Genomic DNA, 20172 nt, shown 5'->3' with positions numbered 1-20172 from the left:
TATTCAAGAGCTAAACCCATTGAAGGCATCCTAGCTGTATTACTTAAAATATGTATTTATAGTAACACAACATCCCTTTGCACGTAAATTAGTTTACACCAGCCGATAAAGTCCGTCAATCCTTATGATAAATAAGATTTTTTACTAAATTAAGATTCATATTTCCTATTCCTGTAATCGCTGTATTATAAAACTGTTTCATTAGTTATCCTATTCTGTATCAGTCCCAAAACAGTTCGTTGATAAAAGGAATCGGTATATTCCAGGAATAAATCATTATTAATAATTTGAGTTCTTTTTTACAAAAAAAGTTCTATGTTATGATAAGAGCAAATTATCTAAAAAAACATATTAGGTCACCGGAGGTTTTGCGCGTGTTAACAATGAAAGATATTGTGCGGGAAGGACATCCCGTTCTTAGACAAAAAGCTGCCGAAGTTTCCCAGCCATTTTCAGAGGAAGATGTTGCTGTTGCCAATCAACTGCTGGAATTTGTTAAGAACAGTCAAGATCCCGAAATTTCTCTAAAATATAAATTAAGACCCGGAATTGGTCTTGCGGCACCACAGATTGGTGTATCCAAGCGAATTTTCGCCATGCATGTAACAGATGATGAAGGAAAATTGTATAGCTATGCTTTATTGAATCCCAAAATCATTAGTCATTCGGTACAGATGACGTATTTAGATAGCGGTGAAGGCTGTTTATCTGTAGACCGTGATGTTCCTGGTTTTGTTCCCCGTTACGCAAAAGTAACCGTTAAGGGATATACCCCTGATGGATCTTTAGTAGAGTTGAAATTGAAAGGTCTGCCAGGCATCTGTATCCAGCATGAGATGGACCATCTGGATGGCATTATGTTTTATGATCGGATAGATGAAAAGAACCCCTTTGAACCGCCATCAAATTCAGTAACCATTCGTTAACAAAAAAGCTGGCATAACACACTAAATTCGTGTGCAGCCAGCTTTTTTGCATGATTTAAAAGGAAATCGTTAATAAAGTAAGTGACGCAAGCCCTTACCTATGCTGTACGATTATGCTCCATTGACGCTGATCTTGCAGACTTTTTTCGTCCTGTTAAATAAACGCCAAGAAAAATTAAAAACAAGCCCAAAAATGCGATGGGAGGAATTTTCTCATTAAGTAATACGCTCCCCCATATGACAGCTGAAACCGGCACAAGATAAGTGACAAGGGCTGCAAATTCAGCTGATCCCGCTGAAATCATATAATAAAAGAGTAAGTATGCTAGACCAGAGCCAAAAATACCTAATCCCAGCAATGAAAGAACAGCTTTATGTGTCACTTCATGTACAGGTAAATGCCAGCCCCCTGTAAAACTCATAATCATAGCGCTAATAATGGAACCTACGAGTAAAGTGGCCAATGCTGTAATCCATACAGACGTTTGTTGAAGATGCTTTTTAGCATATTGTGAACTAAACCCATAACAGCAAGTGGCCGAGAGCATAAATAAAATACCGATAAGAAACTCACTTTTGGATAGCCCAGGCGTATTGGCACCCATTAAAAAAATAATTCCTACAAACCCAACAAAAACACCTATCCACTGTTTCCATTTCATTTTTACAGAGAAAAACAGGACTCCCATCATCGCCGTCCAAATAGGAGTGGTAGCATTTAAAATAGCTGTATAGCCGCTATCTAGAAATGTTTCACTTAATGCAATCAATCCCCACGGAATTCCAGCATTTAATAATCCGACTAAGAACAGAGATTTCAAAGGAAGAACTTTAACTTTTATTTTTTGTCTGCGCAATAAAATAATCGGCAAGATCGTCAATGCCCCAAGAACGCATCGAATAAAAACAATTTGCCATGGATCAAACACTTCCAATAGAACTTTTATAAATAAAAACGACATCCCCCAAATAAGACTCAGCGTAAAAAGAGCAGAATAAAGTTTCATAAATCCTCCTAGTTATAAAAGCTAAAATGACCGTTAAGACACGACAAGCACTTTGATCTTGACTGAAGACACGCTTTTTGTGTCTAGGGAAAGAGAAAAGTGACCTCGAGTGTCTGGTCATTGAAGCTGGATAAAATTAAAGCTGAAGCGGCTCATTTAAAAGTGACAAGCACAAAGGTTTTTGAGGATGAACACGCTTTTTGTGTTCCTCGAAAAAACGTTGTGACCTCGAGCTTTTAGCCGCTGAAGCTGGATAAATAAAAGCTAAAATGACCGTTAAGACAAGACATAGAAAACACAGTTTGACTCTCATTCAAACTGATGTTGCACTTGTGCCTGTGGTGCAAGCACTTTGATCTTGACTGAAGACACGCTTTTTGTGTCTAGGGAAAGAGAAAAGTGACCTCAAGTGTCTGGTCATTGAAGCTGGATAAAATAAAAGCTGAAGCGGCTCGTTTAAAAGTGACAAGCACAAAAGTTTTTGAGCATGAACACGCCTTTTGTGTTCCTCGAAAAAACGTGTGACCTCGAGCTTTTAGCCGCTCAAGCGCAATTAAAATGGATTAACACAATTTCCCTCTAAAAAAACAACCATTATTACGCATACTATGTAATAAAAAATGGAACGGAGGGTAATAAATGAAAAAGAAACTGCGCTTGTTAAAGAAATTTAAAAATTGGGTAAAACGGCAAAACAATAACGGTAAACTGATCATGAACTAAGACAAGCAATAAATCCATTATAAAGGTTTTTACAGTTTGCTTAACAGCAAATATTTGTTAGCGTTGCCACTATTCGTGCAGCGTTATGAAAAATACATGAAAAACATGTCGCTTTCCTTTATAATAGAACGAAGACAGCAAAAAACTAATGATCGGTAAGGAGACATGAAAATGATTTTTAAAGTATTTTTTCAAAAAAGTTTAACTGAGGTACCTGTTCGCGAACACACACAAACGGTGTATGTAGAAGCCGAAACTGTAAATGAGGTCCGTCAAAAATTAGCTGACCGTAAATATAATATCGAGTACATACAAGAAATTAAAGGTAAATTTCTTGATTATGAAAAAGAAACGAATTCCTTGGAATTGGAGAATGTATAATATATGAAATTTGTAAAAAACCATCAAGCTGCCGTGTTCGCCCTCGGCGGTCTAGGGGAAATCGGCAAAAATACCTATGCCGTACAGTTCCAGGATGAAATCATCCTGATTGATGCAGGAATAAAATTTCCGGAAGACGAGCTATTAGGTATTGATTACGTTATTCCTGATTATACGTACCTCGTTAAAAACGAAGAAAAAATAAAAGGTTTATTTATTACCCATGGTCACGAAGATCATATTGGCGGTATCCCTTATTTATTAAGACAAATCAATATCCCTATCTATGGAGGGAAATTAGCTCTTGCTCTTATAAAGAATAAACTGGAAGAACACGGTTTACTTCGCCGCACTACACTTAATGAAATTTCAGAAGATGATGTTGTGAAGTTCAGAAAAACATCTGTCAGTTTTTTCAGAACAACACACAGTATTCCTGAATCCTACGGTGTCGTTGTAAAAACACCTCCTGGTAATATCGTTCATACGGGGGATTTCAAATTCGACTTCACCCCAGTTGGTGAACCAGCAAACTTAACCAAAATGGCTGAGATAGGAAAAGAAGGTGTTCTATGTTTACTTTCTGATAGTACAAATAGTGAAGTACCTGGCTTCACGCTATCTGAAAGAAAAGTCGGAGACACCATTCAGGATATTTTTAGAAAAATGGATGGACGAGTAATATTTGCTACATTCGCTTCAAACATTCATCGGTTACAGCAAGTTGTAGAAGCATCTGTTGCCAACAACCGTAAAATTGCTGTTTTTGGACGAAGCATGGATTCTGCTATAACGGTTGGTCAAGAGCTCGGGTTTATCAAAGCTCCTAAAAACACGTTTGTTGATGCTAATCAAATCAATCGCCTGCCTGACAATCAAGTTACAATCCTATGTACAGGAAGTCAGGGAGAACCTATGGCTGCGTTATCTAGAATCGCTAACGGTACACACCGTCAAATTCAGATCATTCCTGGAGATACTGTTGTATTTTCGTCATCACCTATCCCTGGAAATGCATTAAGCGTCAGCCGTACAATCAATCAATTATATCGTGCAGGTGCGGAAGTTATTCATGGCTCTTTAAGTGATATTCATACTTCTGGCCACGGCGGGCAGCAAGAACAAAAATTAATGCTTCGACTAATGAAGCCAAAATTTTTCTTACCGATTCATGGCGAATACAGAATGTTAAAAATGCATACAAAACTAGCTGAAGAATGTGATGTTCCACTACAAAATTCATTTATTATGGATAATGGAGAAGTATTGGCTCTCTCTCAAAATGAAGCTATGATTGCTGGCAAGATTCCTTCTGGTTCCGTTTATGTAGACGGAAGCGGAATTGGCGATATCGGCAATATCGTACTTCGTGACCGAAAAATACTTTCAGAAGAAGGTCTGGTTGTCGTTGTAGTAAGTATGGATATGAAAGAGTTTAAAATTGAAGCAGGACCTGATATCATTTCCCGCGGATTCGTATACATGCGTGAATCAGGTGACCTTATCCAAGATGCTCAAAATTTATTAAGCAAGCATCTTCAAAAAATTATGAATGAGAAGCGTACAACACAGTGGTCTGAAATTAAAAATGAAATTACAGATACACTCGCTCCTTTCTTATATGAAAAAACGAAAAGACGCCCAATGATTTTGCCAATCATTATGGAAATCTAATCTATAAAACAAAAACCGTTTCCCTTTAAGGGGAACGGTTTTTTATGATTCGTTCGTCATATGTTTTTCCAAACGGTTTATATCTTTATCTCTGCCGATTACGATTAAAATGTCACCTTGATGGATGGACTGATTAGCTTGCGGAGAAACATATATCTCTTTTCCTCTCCTAACCGCTACAACGTTGCATCCAAATCTTGCGCGAATATCAAGTTCGATTAAATTCTTGCCATTCATCTTTTCCGACGCTTTAAGCTCGACCATACTATGCTCTTCCGATAATTCAAGATAATCTAATACACTGCTGGATACAATTTGATGTGCAATGCGGATGCCCATATCACGCTCAGGGTGAATGATTTTGTCAGCACCAATCTTTTTAAGTACTTTTTCATGGTAGTCATTTTGAGCTTTGACAGTAATCTTTTCAACACCCATCTCTTTTAAGATTAAGGTGGTTAAAATGCTAGCTTGTAAATTATCCCCGATCGCAACGACAACATGCTGGAAATTACGGATTCCTAAGCTCTTTAAAACACTCTCATCCGTTGTATCAGCAATTACAGCATGTGTAGCAATATTCGAAAATTCATTAACGCGTTCTTCATCTATATCAATGGCCAATACTTCCATACCTTGATCAGACAATGCTTTGACCATGCTGCCGCCAAAACGTCCAAGACCTATAACAGCATATTGCTTCTTCAATCGAGCCACTCCAATCTTGTTATGTAGCCTTATTTTACCATAAAAATGTATAAACGTTATATTCGTCCATATTAACTTATGTATTTTATTTAAAATGTGCAAAAATAACCCAAGAGCAAATCTCTTGGGTTACTTAAACATTCATGAATTAAACTTCTAAAGTTTTTTGACCTGGCTTCCAGTTTGCAGGACAAAGTCCGCCAGTTTGAAGTGCTTGAAGAACACGTAATGTTTCTTCAACGTCACGGCCAATGTTGTTATGGTTAACAACAGAATACATTAATTCACCTTCTGGAGAAATAATGAACAATCCGCGAAGAGCAACTCCTTCTTCCTCAATAAGTACACCATAATCGCGTGAAACTGAGTGATTTGTGTCTGCTGCTAATGAATAGTTCAACTCGCCTAGACCATTCATGTCACGTGGAGTGTTAATCCAAGCTTTGTGAGTGTGAATAGTATCAGTTGACACACCAATCACTTCTGCATCAAGATCCTCAAACTCATCAAAACGATCGCTTAAAGAAGTGATTTCAGTTGGACATACAAATGTGAAGTCCATTGGATAGAAGAAAAGTACAGTCCACTTATCATTTTTCATGTTCTCTTCTAAACTAACTTTACCAAATTCTTTGTTCGGTAAAACTGCATCCATTTCAAATCGTGGTGCTTGTTTTGCTACCATACGTTCTGCCATAGGTGTAAATCCCTCCAAAAAACATGTTTTTTACATGGGTAATTATAGTATAATCCTTATTTTTAGTCAATGTTAAATAATAATTAATTTAAATAAGTCAAAGCTCCCCACGTCTTAATTTCTCCTTAATCATAGCAATTTAAACACAAAATGTGAAATAATAAGCTTGTTTTTTACGATACTCATTCTCATTTCCGCTGTTTAAATAGATACTTACTTGGGAATCCATTGTACAAGGAGGTGTATTCATATGCCATATGATTCGTTAAAAGATCTTCCTGAAGGAGTGAAAGACAACCTCCCTCATCATGCACAGGAAATTTATAAAGAAGCATTTAATTCTGCTTTAGATGAGTACAAGGAAGAAGAAACTGCACACAAAGTAGCATGGAGCGCTGTGAAAAATAAGTATGAGAAATCAGACAGTGGAAAATGGGTAAACAAAGACTCCTGAAAAGAATCAGGAGTCTTTTTCTGTTTTCCCTTGTTTTATATTTTCAATTTGAATCCTTTTAACTTGTCGGCCATCGAGCTCTAATATCGTGAAGTGATAACTCTCATATTCAAATTCACTTTCATTTTCCAGATCGATAGGGCGTGTAAGGACCCATCCGCCAATCGTATCAATTTCAGAGTTATCGATATCAAGCGCAAACATGGCATTTATTTCTGAAATCAGAACTTTTCCATCAACAATCGTTTTTGTTGGTGTAATTTGCTGAATCTCGGGCACTTCATCAATATCAAATTCATCACGAATTTCTCCAACGATTTCTTCAAGAATATCTTCAACAGTTACAATACCTGCTGTTCCACCATATTCATCAACAAGTACAGCCATATGCGTACGGTCTTTTTGCATTTTTACAAGCAGTTTTTGAATAGGTGTATGTTCATGAACGGTAATAATCGGACGGATATAATCATGCAGGTCATATTCCTGGTTGTTAAAATGCTCATTGAAAAATTCTTTGATATTAACGAGTCCGACGATATGATCTTTGTCTTCTGTAGCTACAGGATAACGCGTAAACTTTTCTTCCCGCATGATAGCTAAATTTTCTGCACTTGAATTATCTAAAAACAAACATACCATCTCTGTTCGAGGAATCATGATTTCTTTTGCTACACGATCGTCAAATTCAAATATTCGGTTCACATAGCGATATTCCGACTGATTGATTTCCCCACCTTCTAAACTTTCAGATAGAATCAATCGCAGTTCTTCTTCCGTATGTACAGCTTCATGTTCACCAGCTGGACCGACACCAAACATTTTAGTAAATAAGTTTGCTGATCCATTCAGAACAAAAATAAATGGAAACATTACTTTATAAAATGTGATGATGGGTCTAGCAATCGCTAAGCTAATAGCTTCTGCTTTTTGAATTGCGAATGTTTTCGGTGAAAGTTCTCCAAGGACAACATGGATGAATGTGATAAAAGAAAAAGCAATCGTAAATGACAAAGTGTGTGTTAATCCTTCACTTAATCCAGCTTTTTTAAAAAGTGGATCAAGAAAAGCTTGAACGGTTGGTTCACCGAGCCACCCTAAACCTAATGCTGTAATTGTGATCCCTAACTGGCATGCTGAAAGATAACCGTCCAAGTTTTCAATAACTTGTTTGGCAGCTATCGCATTCTTGTTTCCTTCTGCGGCCAAATGATCGATTCTCGTCTTTCGGACTTTTACTATTGCGAATTCGGTAGCCACGAAGAACGCTGTAAGAATGATGAGTAAAATGATCATGAGTACGTTTATGTATGGCATAAGATCCTCCCCATCTGTAGTTCTAGGTATAATTGTGAGATTGGTCAACATATTCCCTATTCTGGAACGTATTAAACAGAAAGAAAGGGGCAGCATGGCTGTCCCCGGGAAATGTTATGATTGTAATCTGCTTTCAACAGCCTGACACACTTCCTCTGCTGACATACCATGAGCATTTAATACAGAACCTTGGATCGCCGCATTTTGAATACCCATCACGTTTTGATCTTGTCCTGTAATTACACAGCAGTCACAACCATTAGCATCTTGTTCCTGTTGAAGTTCTACTACGTCATAACCCTTTGCTCTTAATGCATCACTTACATTCGTTAAAGATTGTTCAACACCAATTCTTTTACCCATAATCCCACCTCCTTACCACTTTAATGTTTCCAACACAGGAAAGGAATATGTATCCAAAGTATCTCTTCAGACAAAGGTAATCTGGTCATTATATGAGGATGTATATCATGTGATGGATCTATGAAAAATCGCGACGAGGAAGCCCGTATCGATAGCGTTTGCGTACAGAAGCAGGAGCAAGGACTTCTATGTTTTTCAAAATAGCTCACCGCCTGCCCCATGGAAAGCGAGCAAACTGGAACGGAAATCAACTACTTTCAAAAAAGCAATAATGAATACGAAAACAGCCAAAGAAAAAAAACGGCACTTTCGCCGTTTTTTAATTTCTCGTACCTTTAAAGGTAAAATATTTAGTTAATAAGTCTACAGCGCTTTGTATGGCACCTTCTTGCGGAGTTAATCGTGAATGATGAAGTCCATATGGCGTATCTACGCCAAGCCAAAACATGAAGCCTGGCACTTTTTCTAAAAAGTAACCATAATCTTCTCCAGTCATAGCCTCTTTACATTCAACCACAGTCAGATTTGATTCGTTCGATGCAAACTCCATGAACTCTCGCGTCAATATTGGTTCATTATCGACTTGACGATAGTTGGAACCATAATCGATGACAGCTTCACAATCAAATCCATTCGAAATCCCCTCGACCAGTGATTCAATCCGTTTTTTTACTTTTTCCATGGCTTCCTGAGAAAGTGTACGAATTGTCCCTTCAAGTCTAGCCTGTTCAGCAATAATATTCTGCTTTGTCCCGCCCGTAATCTTACCGATTGTCACGACTGCAGAATCGAGAGGGTCAATATTACGGGAGATGATGGTCTGTAATTGTGTCACAAGATGACTGCCGGCTACCACCATATCATTACTTAAATGAGGATAGGCTGCATGGCCGCCTTTACCTATTAGGTCGATAAACAGTTCAGACGTATTTGCGAATAACAGCCCTTCTTTTAAAGCGATTGTCCCAACCGGATATTCCGGCGCAATATGAAGTGCGGTTATTTGGTCAGGCTGGAGGCTTTGAAAAAGTTCACTTTCTCTCATCGGAAGCGCTCCTCCTGGTCCCTCTTCTGCTGGCTGAAATATAAATAGCAGATTATCATCCAGTGGATGCTGTGCAAAATGGGACAACAACCCAATCGCAATTGTCATATGAATATCATGTCCGCAAGCATGCATCATACCCTCATGAATAGAAGCAAACTCATATCCGGTCTCTTCCTTTATAGGAAGTCCATCCATATCCGTCCGGTAAGCTAATGTTTTCTTCGGGTCTTTCCCCTTTACTTTCACGAAAATACCCGTTTCCCAAGTTGTTACTTCAAGATGATCAGATGGAAAAGAAGAGATGAGATCCAGCAAATACCTTTGTGTCTTAAACTCTTGAAAGCCTAGTTCAGGTATTTGATGAAGATCTTTTCTGATATCCGTTAGTGGCTTCATAATCTCATCCCCTCAAAAACTAAATTAATCGTTTAATTGGCGTAATTCTTGCTTGATTTCTGTTTTTGATTTTGTTTTTTCGTCGATTTGTTTCAGAACACGAGCAGGTGTACCGCCAACTACAGTGTAAGGGGCTACATCTTCAATAACGATTGCGCCAGCTGCAACAACTGCGCCTTTACCTACTGTAACACCTTCAAGTACTACTGCATTCGCTCCGATTACTACATCATCTTCAACTACAACCGGCTTAGCAGATGGCGGTTCAATAACGCCTGCTAAAACAGATCCTGCACCGATGTGGCAGTTTTTACCTACAGTTGCACGTCCACCAAGGACAACGTTCATATCAATCATTGTACCTTCACCGATTACAGAACCAATATTAATTGAAGCCCCCATCATGATGATAGCATTGTCTCCAATTTCAACTTGATCACGAATAATCGCGCCTGGTTCGATACGTGCTTTAATATTTTTCATATCAAGCAATGGAATCGCTGAATTACGTCGGTCATTTTCTACTACAAAGTCTTCGATGCTGCTTTCATTTGATTTTAGAGCAGCTTCGATTTCTTTCCATTCACCAAATAATACTGCTGTATTACCTGAAGGGAATACTTTAGTTTCTTTACCGAAATCTATATTTTCAAGATTTCCTTTTACATAGACTTTAACAGGTGTTGATTTTGTACTGTTTTGAATAAATGAGATAATCTCATTTGCATCCATCATTTTCATAATGCATGTCCTCCTTAAAAATCATTCTGTATTGTATTAAACCACTAAATATTGAAACATTCAAACGTTATTCATTGATAAATTTTTGGATTAATTCCATAAACACATTTACTTGTTTCAGTTCAGAAGCCGTACCATGATGAATCAGCCACGTATCCCTCTTTAGTACATTTCCGGTTTTATCACTTAATGGTATTTTGTACATGTCATCTTCAGGTCTAAGACTGATCGACGGAAGAATGGCATATCCGATACCGTTTAGAGCCATCTGTTTACACGTTTCAATCTGGTCCACAACAATTGTCTTTTGCGGTGTAGTATTGAATTGGGTATGCCACCAGTCTTGAATTTCTTGATAATACGTTGAATGACTTCTGAATTGTATAAAAGGCTTTGTCGTTTCAGAAAGCTCTTCTATGGAGGAAATCGTTGTATCCACTAAATATAGGTGATCTGATAAAATGTGCTCTTTGTTGCCTCGCCATTCCGGATTTCCTCGTACAATTCCAAGGTGAATTCTGTCTTCGTATAAATGCTTGATAATTTCCGAACTCCACCCCGTTATTAAAGAAATATTAACGTACGGATAAAGCTTCACATACTCTTTTAAAACATGCGGCAGCCAATACTGGCCAATAATTGAAGCAACTGCAAGCTTCAGGGTTCCGTGTACATGTTCGGAAAGAGATTGGAGTTCTTCTTTCACTGATTCTTCTTTTTTTAACACTTCATTGACAAACGCTATAATTTTTTCACCTGCTGGTGTTATGGTAAGCCCTTTTTGAGATCGAATAAATATGATTGTTCCCCAATTGCTTTCGATTGTTTGTAGCCGCTGACTTAGAGCTGGCTGTGATACATAAAGTCTCTCAGAAGCTTTTCTCATATTTAATTCTTGAGCCAGTACTTGTAAAATACGAAATTCAGACAGCTGCATAGTAAACCTCTTTTCAAACAATAAGTTTTTCTTATTAAGAAATGTCCGTTTTTTGTAATTTTATTTAAGTATACCTTAACATAGGATAATAATGTAAACAGAAAACATAGGTGGTGATTTGATGTACATTTTATTAATCGTTGGATTTGCTGCAACTTTTGTCGGTACCTTAGCCGGAAGCGGCGGAATGATTAATTTTCCGATTATGCTGCTGTTAGGTGTACCTGTCCACTCCGCCATTGCCGCAAATAAGTTTGCTAATATGTTCAGTTCCTTTTCCAGCTTTTTTGTACTTATAAGAAAGAGCAATACAAAACTTACACCTTACTTGTTTTCAGGAATCTTGAGCTTAACTGGAGGAATAAGCGGTGGTTTAATTGCTTCTTCTATATCCAGAGATCACTTAACAATCATTGCATTAGTTTTATTATGCGGAGCTCTCTTTTTAACATTTGTAAAAACAAAAAAGGATGCTAATGCTGAAAACGAAGTAATAAGATTGCCTGCTCGACTTTATCCTTATTTGTACGGAATCGGTGCTTATGATGGAATGTTTGGGCCGGGTCAAGGAACGATGCAGATGCAGTTATTTTTAAGAAATGGATTCTCCTATTTACAGACCGTCTCATTTACACGGTTTAATACCTTTTTAAGCTGTACTGGCGCAGTATTTACTTATTTCTTTGCTGGCCATTATATGTGGAACGTTGCAATCCCTCTTACCATTGGCAGTATTTGCGGTGCGCAAATGGCGGTCAGGCTTGCACCAAAACTCAACACCAAACAAGTTACAATCCTAATGCGGACTGTAACCGTGTTTTTAATTCTTCAATTGATTTTTAAATGGGGGTAATTCAAATGAAAATAGTCGGCGTTCACCATGTTCAATTATGTATTCCTGCTAATCAGGAGAAAGAAGCTCAAAAGTTTTACTGTGAAATTCTTCAGCTGCAAGAAATAGAAAAACCCGATTCACTAAAAAAGAATGGTGGCATGTGGTTCCAGCTAGGCTCGCAGGAATTACACATTGGTGTTGAAAATCTGTCGGGACCTAAAGGAAAACAACACCCAGCCTTTTTAGTTCAAGAGATTGACCTTTGGCGGAATCATTTAATCGAACAAGGTATAAACATTCAAAAAGAAGCCGCCATACCTGGTTTTAACCGTTTTTCCATACGTGATCCTTTTGATAACCGATTAGAATTCATTGAGCCCATTTGATTAAATGGGTTTATTTTTTTTCGTCTTCCGGCTCCACGTGAACTTGTATGCTTTCCACATTGTATGCTTCTTTAATCGTATCTTCAATTTTCTCGGTAATTTCATGACTTTCAATAACATTCAAGGTCGGGTCTACTTTTATTGTTACATCAATAATCGCACGGTTACCATGTCTTCTTGCCTTTAAGTCTCCTACCATTTCTACGCCATCAACATTTAAAATCTTATCTTCCATTTCCTTTCCTTCCTCATAATCAAATCCATCGGAAAGATTGTGTGAGGTTTCAGAAAAGATCTCCCACCCTGTTTTAATAATAATTAGACCTACAAAAACAGCAGCTGCAGGATCGAGCCAAGGCAAACCAATCTGGGCACCTAAGATTCCAACAGCAGCCCCAATACTGACAAAGGCATCAGACCGGTTATCAAGCGCTGCCGCTTTTAATCCTTGACTGTCTGTTTCTCTTGCGACTTTAATATTATAAAAATAAACCCCAAGCATTACAGCTGCACCAAATAATGCAATCATTGCAGCAATTAATGACGGCTCTGTTTCAATGCCTTTAAACACTTTTTTAATAGATGATATTAATACTTGCAGACCGATTACCACCATAATAAAGGAAGCAACCATAGAAGCGATCGTTTCCGCCCGTAAATGTCCATACGGGTGATCTTCGTCTGCAGGTTTCCGGGATATTTTCAACCCGACCAAGACTGCCATTGACGCAATAATATCTGTTGCATTGTTTAATCCGTCAGCTATTAACGCATCTGAATGAAAGAAAAAACCAGACACTAACTTTACAATTGAAAGGAAAATATATGCTCCTAAACTGATATAAACCCCGCGTTCCACTCTTTTTTGCTGATCTAAATGCATTCTCTTTTCTCCTTCGTTCCATAATACCTAAATAATCATAATGAATGATTACCGAGTGGGTCTAGAGCAATCTTTTTCCCCTTAGGAAACATTAGTGTTCATAAATCATTTTACGCGTCATACCGCCATCAATGACCATGTTTTCACCGGTTATAAAATCATTCTCTGGATCAGCTAGAAACAGGCACGCTCTTGATATATCAGAAGGCTTCCCGACTCTTTTTGAAAGATGCTGTTCATGATCAATATCTCTTAATTTTGAATAATCACCTGTATGAATCCACCCTGGACTGATCGAGTTCACTGTTATCTTATCTTTGGCTAATGAAGCAGCGAGCGCATGGGTAAGTGCAACGATACCTCCTTTTGTCGCAGCATAAGCTTCAGAATCCGGCTCTGACATAAATGCCCTTGTCGATGTCATGTTTATAATCGTACCGCCGTCTGAACAAGACATGTATTTTGCCGCTTCTCTTGAAAAAAGAAAAACACTTCTTAAATTTGTATGTATGATTTCATCCCATTCCTCTACTGATAATTCATATGGAGACTTCCATTTTGAAATGCCTGCATTATTGATTACACATTGAATACCTTTTAATTTATCTTGTGTTTCCGTTACTGCTTTTATAATTGAATCAGGATTTTTAACATCACATTGTATAGCAATGCTCTCCGGCTGAACAATACGAACTTCAGCTAATGTTTTTTCTAACTGATTTTGATCAACATCCACCAAAGAAACAATCCAGCCCGCTTTTGCAAAATCAATTGCTATTTGTTTTCCAATTCCTTGTGCCGCACCTGTAATCAGTACATTCCTTCTGCTATTTTTCATTTTAAGATGCCTCCCATCCATTTTTCACTCTATTATTCATTCCCCAGTTTCTTTCATTTTCAACAACAATATTAAAAATGAAGCTGCCAACTTCATGTGTTGACAGCTTTTCATAGAGAATCAATTATTTTTTTCGGAACGGAGAGCATGGACACGGACAAGGCGGCGGGCAAAGAAATGGTTGTACGGGCTGCGTAGTTCCTAATAAATTTTGCTGTGTTGCTTGATTAACGACGTTCGTGTTCTGAGGGAAGTAATGAACATATTTGTAGTTCATTTGATTTACCTGTGTGTTTTGAGTTGGATGAATCATCGGTACGTAAACATCTTGCTGGTTAAATTGTAATTGTTGATTAGTAGGGCTGACTTGAGCTGGCAGAACTTGTGGAGGATAATACTGTGATGGTAGTGTTTGAGGGAAACCCCAAGAAGGCTGCTGCATTTGTGCCATTTGCGCTGCCTGTACAGCTTGCATTTGCTGCATCTGCTGCATTTGTGCCATCTGAGCCATTTGTGCTGCTTGAACAGGTGATCCCATCCCTTTCTTAGGGAATAAAGGGCGTTTAAACAAAAATAGTTCTCCTTTCAAAAAAACTTAAATACTTATTTCTCTATATTTTATGTGAGACAACTTAAAAAGTTCGTCCAAATTTCACACAAAAAATCCTTCTTGGAAAACCAAGAAGGATGTATGTACGTTTATGGTGACCCGAGAGGGGTTCGAACCCCCGACCTCTACCCTGTCAAGGTAGCGCTCTCCCAGCTGAGCTATCGGATCTTAATTTTTTCGGACAATTTAAAATATACGATACAGACCGATTTCTGTCAATAAAAAATTACTCAAGTGAAGCTCCCCTCTTGTTTGTTGGACTGCGACCTTCGTTTGTTGGACTAAGCCCTTCGTTTGTTGGATTTGGACCTTCGTTTGTGGGACTTTGCCCTTCATTTGTTGGATTAAGCTTTTCGTTGGTAGGATTGAGCCTTAGTTTAGTAGGATTACACCTTAATTGGGTTGGATTGTACTCTGAAATGGTTGAACCAAAGAATTTTTGCGCTGCATTGCACTCTTCGTTTGTTGATTAGGGGATTCACCTGCTAAAAAACGACTCTAATCCAAAATGATTGGAGGAAATTTCAATAAATGACCCAAAAGCGATACTTCTATCAACTTTCGGGTCTTCAGCAATTATTATTTATCCTATTTTCTCTTCTTCATCCCGCATCTGGATTTCTTCACTGTCGAGCCGTTCTTGTTTGTCTCGCAGTCTATGCGCGAGTCTGCTCGACGCGTTTGCAGCGATACTGGCAACGAGGTCATCTAAAAAAGTATGAACTTTCCCGTTTGCTATTTTCGTATCCAGTTTTTGAATGATACCCATCTTAAATTTGTCTAAGTGACCAAATGTCGTTACCGCGATGCTTCCGTAGCCAAATACCGCTCCGAGTGCGATCGTCTCATCTACGCCAAAAAGTCCTTCGTCCATTTCGACAATACTTTGTAAAGGTTCTGACAGCATTTTTTTCTCTGCTAATATATCCAATTCAACACCCACTAAAATGGCATGCTGAATCTCTCGTTTAGTTAAAACTGCATCAACACTCTCAATGCAATCTTCTAAAGTAAGACCTGGTGAAAACGGAATTTGCATTTCATAGACGATTTCAGCAATTTCAGGAATGGTGACGCCTCTTTCCATAAGCAGTTTTCTGGCGGCTGCTTCAACTTCTCGACTGTGCACTCTTTTTTTCAACAGACTTCACCTCTTCTATTTCTTTCAATATAAAGCTTAATCTTATTGATATTTTCATTATATCATTGTGTGTTACAATAATACGAGTTGTATGAAAACGCTTTTTTAATTATAGCTCTTTTCTAAAATTTATTGCATTTAGCTCGTATTGTTCATTATCATCATTGACAAGTTGATTGGAGTGCAAGTTGCGAGACTCCTGCGGGATCAGCGGGACAGTCCGAAAAGTGAATGCGGTTTGATCAGCCCCGACAAGCAAAAGGGGAATGGGCTAAGAAGGCGCTTTTTTGCCTTCATGACCATTAAACTTTTGACCTCGAGGGGCTAACCGCTGCAGCTAGACAGGTGAGACACTTAAAGGTCGTAACGCCAAGGTGGCTCACCGCACGCCCCGCGGAAAGCGAGCATCAAGAAACGGAGATTAACTTCTTTCAAAAACATCAATGATTGAGTAAACTGCCATTGTTATTATCAACTTGAAACAAGGAGGTCTTCTCATGGCCATTCTAAAAGGATCCATAACAGACGATAAAATTTATAGTAAATACCTAGATGAAACAATAGATCTTTTAATCTACCTCCCTTCCAGATTTACACCGCTATTAAAATATCCCATTCTAATCGCTCAGGATGGCAGAGATTATTTTCAATTAGGAAAACTTGCAAAAACAGCCGATCGGCTTATGGAAGAACGAGAAATTCAGGATTGCATTATCATTGGTGTCAACCATAAAGGGATAGAAGATCGAAAATCAAAATACGACCCAACCGGTGAAAAACACGAAGATTATATTCGATTTATGGCCATTGAGCTAACAGCTTATTTAAATGGCAAATTTAACACGCTTCAACTCGGTGCAGGTTTAGGCTTAATTGGTGATTCTCTTGGCGGATATGTAGCATTAAAACTAAGCCTTCTCTATCCGCACACTTTTGGAAAATGTATTCTTCAGTCTCCATATGTCCCTGAAGAAATGATTCAAACCGTTGAAGACATTGAACAAATGCAGACGCTCACAATTTATCATTCAATCGGCGACGAAGAACATAGCTTTACAAACCCCGAAGGAATCACGCGTGATTTCCTGGACCCGAATCGCCGAATAAATCAGCTTTTAAGTAACCTTGCACTTGATTATGAATACCATGAATTTCAGGGAAATCACCTTTGGAAAAACTGGCAAAATGACTTGGTGCCAGCTTTAATGTTTCTTTACAACGATCACTAAAAGTGGGAAATAGAAAGAATATTTGGTATACTATTTCAAAAGATGAGGGAGGAAGAATCATGAAATATGGCATTGCTATTTTTCCATCAAAAAATTTACAAGATAAAGTTAATTCTTATCGGAAAAGGTACGATCCCCATTATGCCCTTATCGCACCTCATATCACATTAAAAGAACCATTCGAAGCTACTGAAGAAGAACTTCAAGAACAAATTGCATTTATTTCTTCTATAGCAAACGAGACAGAACCTTTTTCAATTTTCATTAATAAAGTGGGATCATTCCATCCCGTAAATAATGTTATTTACTTAAAAGTGAATGATTCAGAACAATTAAAATCGTTGCATGATCAACTATATACAGGTCCTCTCGATCACCAGCAGCCTTACAATTTTGTACCTCATTTAACAATGGGGCAAAAACTTTCAGATGAAGAACATTCCGATGTGCTGGAAAGACTGCGTATGATAGACATTGAACATGAAGAAACGATTGACCGATTTCAATTACTTTATCAATTAGAAAATGGTTCTTGGACTGTTTATGAAACATTTCGGTTTGGAAAGGGTGTTTAACAAGATTGATTAAGAAGTACTCAACTGAAGACAAAGGCTACAAAGATGCATTACATGTTAGAAGAGACGTGTTCGTGCATGAGCAGCAAATAGATGAAAGTGAAGAAATCGATGATTATGAAGATTCTTCTCTCCATTTCGTATTATATGATGAAGAAAAGCCTGTTGGTGCCAGCCGGCTTCGACAAGTAAATAAAGATGGCAAAGTTGAACGAGTTTGTATTCTGTCTTCTCATCGAAAAAAAGGGCTTGGCGAAAAATTGATGCGTGCTATGGAACAAACAGCTATTGATCAATCCTTTTCCAGCCTTATATTATATGCACAAATTCAAGCTGAAGACTTTTACAAAAAACTTGGGTATGAAACTACTTCAACAGAACCTTTCTTAGATGCCAACATTCCACATGTAGCGATGAAAAAAGTATTGAAATCGTCTTAATGGCGAAATCAATACTTTTTTTAGTTTACAAATGATTGTTCTCGTCAAAACTGATAAGGAAAATCGGCTGACATCTAGCCCTTAAGTTAGCCTTAGTTGCACCTATACTATAGGCTTTCATTTGTTTCAGCATCGAAAACATCTAGCGAATAAGTACTTTCTGTTCGTGTAAGAATAACGTGGCTGAAAGCAAACCTTAAGAATAAAAATACATTCATTTTGAGGAGACATGGCTGGAATGGAATTTCACGTTGGTCATTTAACAATTGAATTAATTGTAGGATTTATTTCACTTTTTTTATTGACTAAAATTTTAGGGAAAACTCAAATTTCGCAAATCACACCTTTTGATTTTATTTCATCTATCTTTTTAGGTGAACTGGTAGGAAATGCGATGTATGATGATAAAATCTCTATTTTTATAATTCTTTATGCAATCTTAATCTGGGGAACTCTCGTCTACGTCGTGGAGATCATCACACAAAAATTCAAAAAAACAAGAAAACTTTTAGAGGGCGCACCCTCTATTGTTATTCGTAAAGGTATGATAGATAGAGAGCAATTAAAAAAGAATAAGCTGGATATCAATCAGCTTCAAAATTTGGTAAGACAAAAAGGCTACTTTGGGCTTAGGGAAGTAGAATACGCTATATTGGAAACAAATGGTGCACTTAGCATTTTACCTAAATATCAATACGGTGCTCCTACTCGACAGGACATGAGGTTATTTAGTCAACAGCAGCCTGAGCTTCCTATTACCCTTATTCTAGACGGAGAGCTCAATCATGATAATTTATCAACCGCAGAAATCTCAGAAAAACAGCTGTGGGAAATGCTGCATGAGAAGGGCTATAAATCATATTCTGAAATTGTTTATGCTGAAATGTCTGAGGGAAAATTGCTTATTATGCCGATGATTGACCCGAATAAATAACTGGGCGGCCTTCTTTAATTGTATAGACCGCTCTTTTCTCATGAATAAGATGAATGAGATAGGCCGTAATTGTAGTTCGGAATAAAGAATAGGATCCTAAATTATTAGGTTTGATTTCTTGTTTATTAAGCATTTCTGCGACTAAATCTTCTAGGGATAATCCTCGATCCCTCTTTGTTAATATGATATTCAGTATTTGGCTCTCAACCATTGAATGAATCTCTAAGTTAGCGAGTATTATGTCTTTATAACTCTCAGAATATGAGCCATGGCCAGGTATCATTCCTTCAACTTTCAAATCAAACAAATATTCTAATGTCATCCTATTCGTCTCTGAATCCACAATAAAAGGAATTTTATGTTTTAAAAGTGCTTCATCTCCTAGAAAAGCATCTGCTGCATAACAGATGTCATTATAGATCATTCCGAACTGATTATAGCTATGCCCTGGAAGAGGAATGAATTCAACATTAAGGTTAGAATCATTCCATTTTCCTTTTTGGCATATTTCATCAATCCTTATTGCCGGAGCTTCCAAGAACTTGTTTCTCATCTCATTTAATGGAATGCTTCCATGTAATAGATAGATTGGTTCTAATATAGGATATTTCATGATTGCTTCTTCTAATGAGGGAGCAATTGTATGAACATCATATTTCTTTTGAATATACTGTGCCCCACCAAAATGATCGGCATGGGCATGTGTAATAAATAAATGTGTTAACGGCAACTTATTTTCTTCAAGAACTCTCAGTACTTTCTTCGCTGATGCAGCTTCTAGACCTGCATCTATCAGCATCCCGCTTCTTTGGTCTTCACTCGTAATATAACCCATATTAACAGCACTGCTGAAATAGTAGCAATTCTCTTTTATTGTGATAAATTCCATTATGAACACTCCCGTATATCATATAATCCATGTATTATAA

Annotated in this window: 23 protein-coding genes and 1 tRNA gene; 10 read left to right on the top strand and 14 right to left on the bottom strand. The window is 37.7% G+C overall.

Annotated elements, in window-relative coordinates:
• The first annotated feature begins 374 nt into the window (after positions 1-374).
• Positions 375-926: a peptide deformylase gene (gene def, locus J2X07_RS05170; RefSeq protein WP_310257250.1), complete on the top strand. Its 552-nt coding sequence runs from the start codon at positions 375-377 to the stop codon at positions 924-926.
• 98 nt (positions 927-1024) lie between these two features.
• On the opposite strand, the gene J2X07_RS05165 is transcribed toward def, so the two are convergent.
• Positions 1025-1933, bottom strand: coding sequence for a DMT family transporter (locus J2X07_RS05165; protein ID WP_310257248.1), 909 nt, complete (start codon positions 1931-1933; stop codon positions 1025-1027).
• An 894-nt stretch (positions 1934-2827) separates the two neighbouring features.
• On the opposite strand from J2X07_RS05165, the gene J2X07_RS05160 reads away from it, so the two are divergent.
• Positions 2828-3037: a DNA-dependent RNA polymerase subunit epsilon gene (locus J2X07_RS05160; RefSeq protein WP_310257246.1), complete on the top strand. Its 210-nt coding sequence runs from the start codon at positions 2828-2830 to the stop codon at positions 3035-3037.
• 3 nt (positions 3038-3040) lie between these two features.
• Positions 3041-4711, top strand: coding sequence for a ribonuclease J1 (gene rnjA / locus J2X07_RS05155; RefSeq protein WP_310257243.1), 1671 nt, complete (start codon positions 3041-3043; stop codon positions 4709-4711).
• Positions 4712-4753: 42 nt separating this feature from the next.
• Here the strand turns inward: rnjA and J2X07_RS05150 are convergent, their stop codons facing one another.
• Together J2X07_RS05150 and J2X07_RS05145 are read right to left on the bottom strand one after the other, a co-directional pair.
• Complete coding sequence (locus J2X07_RS05150; RefSeq protein WP_310257241.1) at positions 4754-5419, bottom strand: potassium channel family protein; 666 nt, start codon at positions 5417-5419, stop codon at positions 4754-4756.
• Positions 5420-5567: 148 nt separating this feature from the next.
• On the bottom strand, positions 5568-6116 hold the full coding sequence (locus tag J2X07_RS05145) for a peroxiredoxin (RefSeq protein ID WP_310257240.1): 549 nt from the start codon (positions 6114-6116) through the stop codon (positions 5568-5570).
• A 250-nt stretch (positions 6117-6366) separates the two neighbouring features.
• On the opposite strand from J2X07_RS05145, the gene J2X07_RS05140 reads away from it, so the two are divergent.
• On the top strand, positions 6367-6570 hold the full coding sequence (locus tag J2X07_RS05140; RefSeq protein ID WP_310257238.1) for a ChaB family protein: 204 nt from the start codon (positions 6367-6369) through the stop codon (positions 6568-6570).
• Between the two features lie 6 nt (positions 6571-6576).
• On the opposite strand, the gene J2X07_RS05135 is transcribed toward J2X07_RS05140, so the two are convergent.
• The 5 genes from J2X07_RS05135 to J2X07_RS05115 form a co-directional block, all read right to left on the bottom strand.
• Positions 6577-7887 carry a hemolysin family protein gene (locus J2X07_RS05135; RefSeq protein ID WP_310257236.1) on the bottom strand — a complete coding sequence of 437 codons (1311 nt, stop codon included), beginning with the start codon at positions 7885-7887 and terminating at the stop codon, positions 6577-6579.
• Positions 7888-8001: 114 nt separating this feature from the next.
• On the bottom strand, positions 8002-8250 hold the full coding sequence (locus J2X07_RS05130; protein ID WP_310257235.1) for a YkuS family protein: 249 nt from the start codon (positions 8248-8250) through the stop codon (positions 8002-8004).
• A gap of 319 nt (positions 8251-8569) precedes the next feature.
• A complete protein-coding gene (locus J2X07_RS05125; protein ID WP_310257233.1) occupies positions 8570-9694 on the bottom strand; it encodes an N-acetyldiaminopimelate deacetylase in 1125 nt (374 codons plus the stop codon).
• A gap of 24 nt (positions 9695-9718) precedes the next feature.
• Positions 9719-10435, bottom strand: coding sequence for a 2,3,4,5-tetrahydropyridine-2,6-dicarboxylate N-acetyltransferase (gene dapD / locus J2X07_RS05120; RefSeq protein ID WP_310257231.1), 717 nt, complete (start codon positions 10433-10435; stop codon positions 9719-9721).
• 67 nt (positions 10436-10502) lie between these two features.
• Positions 10503-11372 carry a LysR family transcriptional regulator gene (locus J2X07_RS05115; protein WP_310257229.1) on the bottom strand — a complete coding sequence of 290 codons (870 nt, stop codon included), beginning with the start codon at positions 11370-11372 and terminating at the stop codon, positions 10503-10505.
• A 121-nt stretch (positions 11373-11493) separates the two neighbouring features.
• Between J2X07_RS05115 and J2X07_RS05110 the strand changes: the two genes are divergently transcribed.
• On the top strand, positions 11494-12225 hold the full coding sequence (locus J2X07_RS05110) for a sulfite exporter TauE/SafE family protein (protein WP_310257228.1): 732 nt from the start codon (positions 11494-11496) through the stop codon (positions 12223-12225).
• A gap of 5 nt (positions 12226-12230) precedes the next feature.
• A complete protein-coding gene (locus J2X07_RS05105; protein ID WP_310257227.1) occupies positions 12231-12593 on the top strand; it encodes a VOC family protein in 363 nt (120 codons plus the stop codon).
• A gap of 10 nt (positions 12594-12603) precedes the next feature.
• On the opposite strand, the gene J2X07_RS05100 is transcribed toward J2X07_RS05105, so the two are convergent.
• The 5 genes from J2X07_RS05100 to J2X07_RS05080 all read right to left on the bottom strand — a co-directional run bounded on the left by J2X07_RS05100 (position 12604) and on the right by J2X07_RS05080 (position 16065).
• Complete coding sequence (locus tag J2X07_RS05100; RefSeq protein WP_310257225.1) at positions 12604-13476, bottom strand: cation diffusion facilitator family transporter; 873 nt, start codon at positions 13474-13476, stop codon at positions 12604-12606.
• 91 nt (positions 13477-13567) lie between these two features.
• On the bottom strand, positions 13568-14314 hold the full coding sequence (locus J2X07_RS05095; protein WP_310257223.1) for an SDR family NAD(P)-dependent oxidoreductase: 747 nt from the start codon (positions 14312-14314) through the stop codon (positions 13568-13570).
• A 124-nt stretch (positions 14315-14438) separates the two neighbouring features.
• On the bottom strand, positions 14439-14885 hold the full coding sequence (locus J2X07_RS05090; protein WP_310257220.1) for a CotD family spore coat protein: 447 nt from the start codon (positions 14883-14885) through the stop codon (positions 14439-14441).
• Between the two features lie 131 nt (positions 14886-15016).
• Positions 15017-15092: transfer RNA gene (locus J2X07_RS05085), tRNA-Val, on the bottom strand.
• Positions 15093-15507: 415 nt separating this feature from the next.
• Positions 15508-16065 carry a phosphatidylglycerophosphatase A family protein gene (locus J2X07_RS05080; protein ID WP_310257218.1) on the bottom strand — a complete coding sequence of 186 codons (558 nt, stop codon included), beginning with the start codon at positions 16063-16065 and terminating at the stop codon, positions 15508-15510.
• Positions 16066-16562: 497 nt separating this feature from the next.
• Between J2X07_RS05080 and J2X07_RS05075 the strand changes: the two genes are divergently transcribed.
• The 4 genes from J2X07_RS05075 (at position 16563) to J2X07_RS05060 (ending at position 19243) form a co-directional block, all read left to right on the top strand.
• The gene (locus J2X07_RS05075) at positions 16563-17294 is read left to right on the top strand and encodes an alpha/beta hydrolase (RefSeq protein WP_310257216.1); all 732 of its coding nucleotides are present in this window, start codon (positions 16563-16565) and stop codon (positions 17292-17294) included.
• 59 nt (positions 17295-17353) lie between these two features.
• Positions 17354-17869 carry a YjcG family protein gene (locus J2X07_RS05070; RefSeq protein WP_310257215.1) on the top strand — a complete coding sequence of 172 codons (516 nt, stop codon included), beginning with the start codon at positions 17354-17356 and terminating at the stop codon, positions 17867-17869.
• A 5-nt stretch (positions 17870-17874) separates the two neighbouring features.
• Positions 17875-18309: a GNAT family N-acetyltransferase gene (locus tag J2X07_RS05065; RefSeq protein ID WP_310257213.1), complete on the top strand. Its 435-nt coding sequence runs from the start codon at positions 17875-17877 to the stop codon at positions 18307-18309.
• A 238-nt stretch (positions 18310-18547) separates the two neighbouring features.
• Complete coding sequence (locus J2X07_RS05060; RefSeq protein ID WP_310257211.1) at positions 18548-19243, top strand: DUF421 domain-containing protein; 696 nt, start codon at positions 18548-18550, stop codon at positions 19241-19243.
• On the opposite strand, the gene J2X07_RS05055 is transcribed toward J2X07_RS05060, so the two are convergent.
• Positions 19215-20132 (bottom strand): MBL fold metallo-hydrolase, encoded by a 918-nt coding sequence (locus tag J2X07_RS05055; RefSeq protein WP_310257209.1) that lies wholly within the window; start codon positions 20130-20132, stop codon positions 19215-19217. The genes J2X07_RS05060 and J2X07_RS05055 overlap by 29 nt on opposite strands.
• Positions 20133-20172: the final 40 nt, after the last annotated feature.

Origin of the sequence: Fictibacillus barbaricus, from assembly GCF_031457135.1 — a bacterium.
GTDB lineage: Bacteria > Bacillota > Bacilli > Bacillales > Fictibacillaceae > Fictibacillus > Fictibacillus barbaricus_A.
The sequence above is the reverse complement of the archived record's forward strand: the minus strand, read 5'-3'. Positions and strand labels throughout refer to the sequence as shown.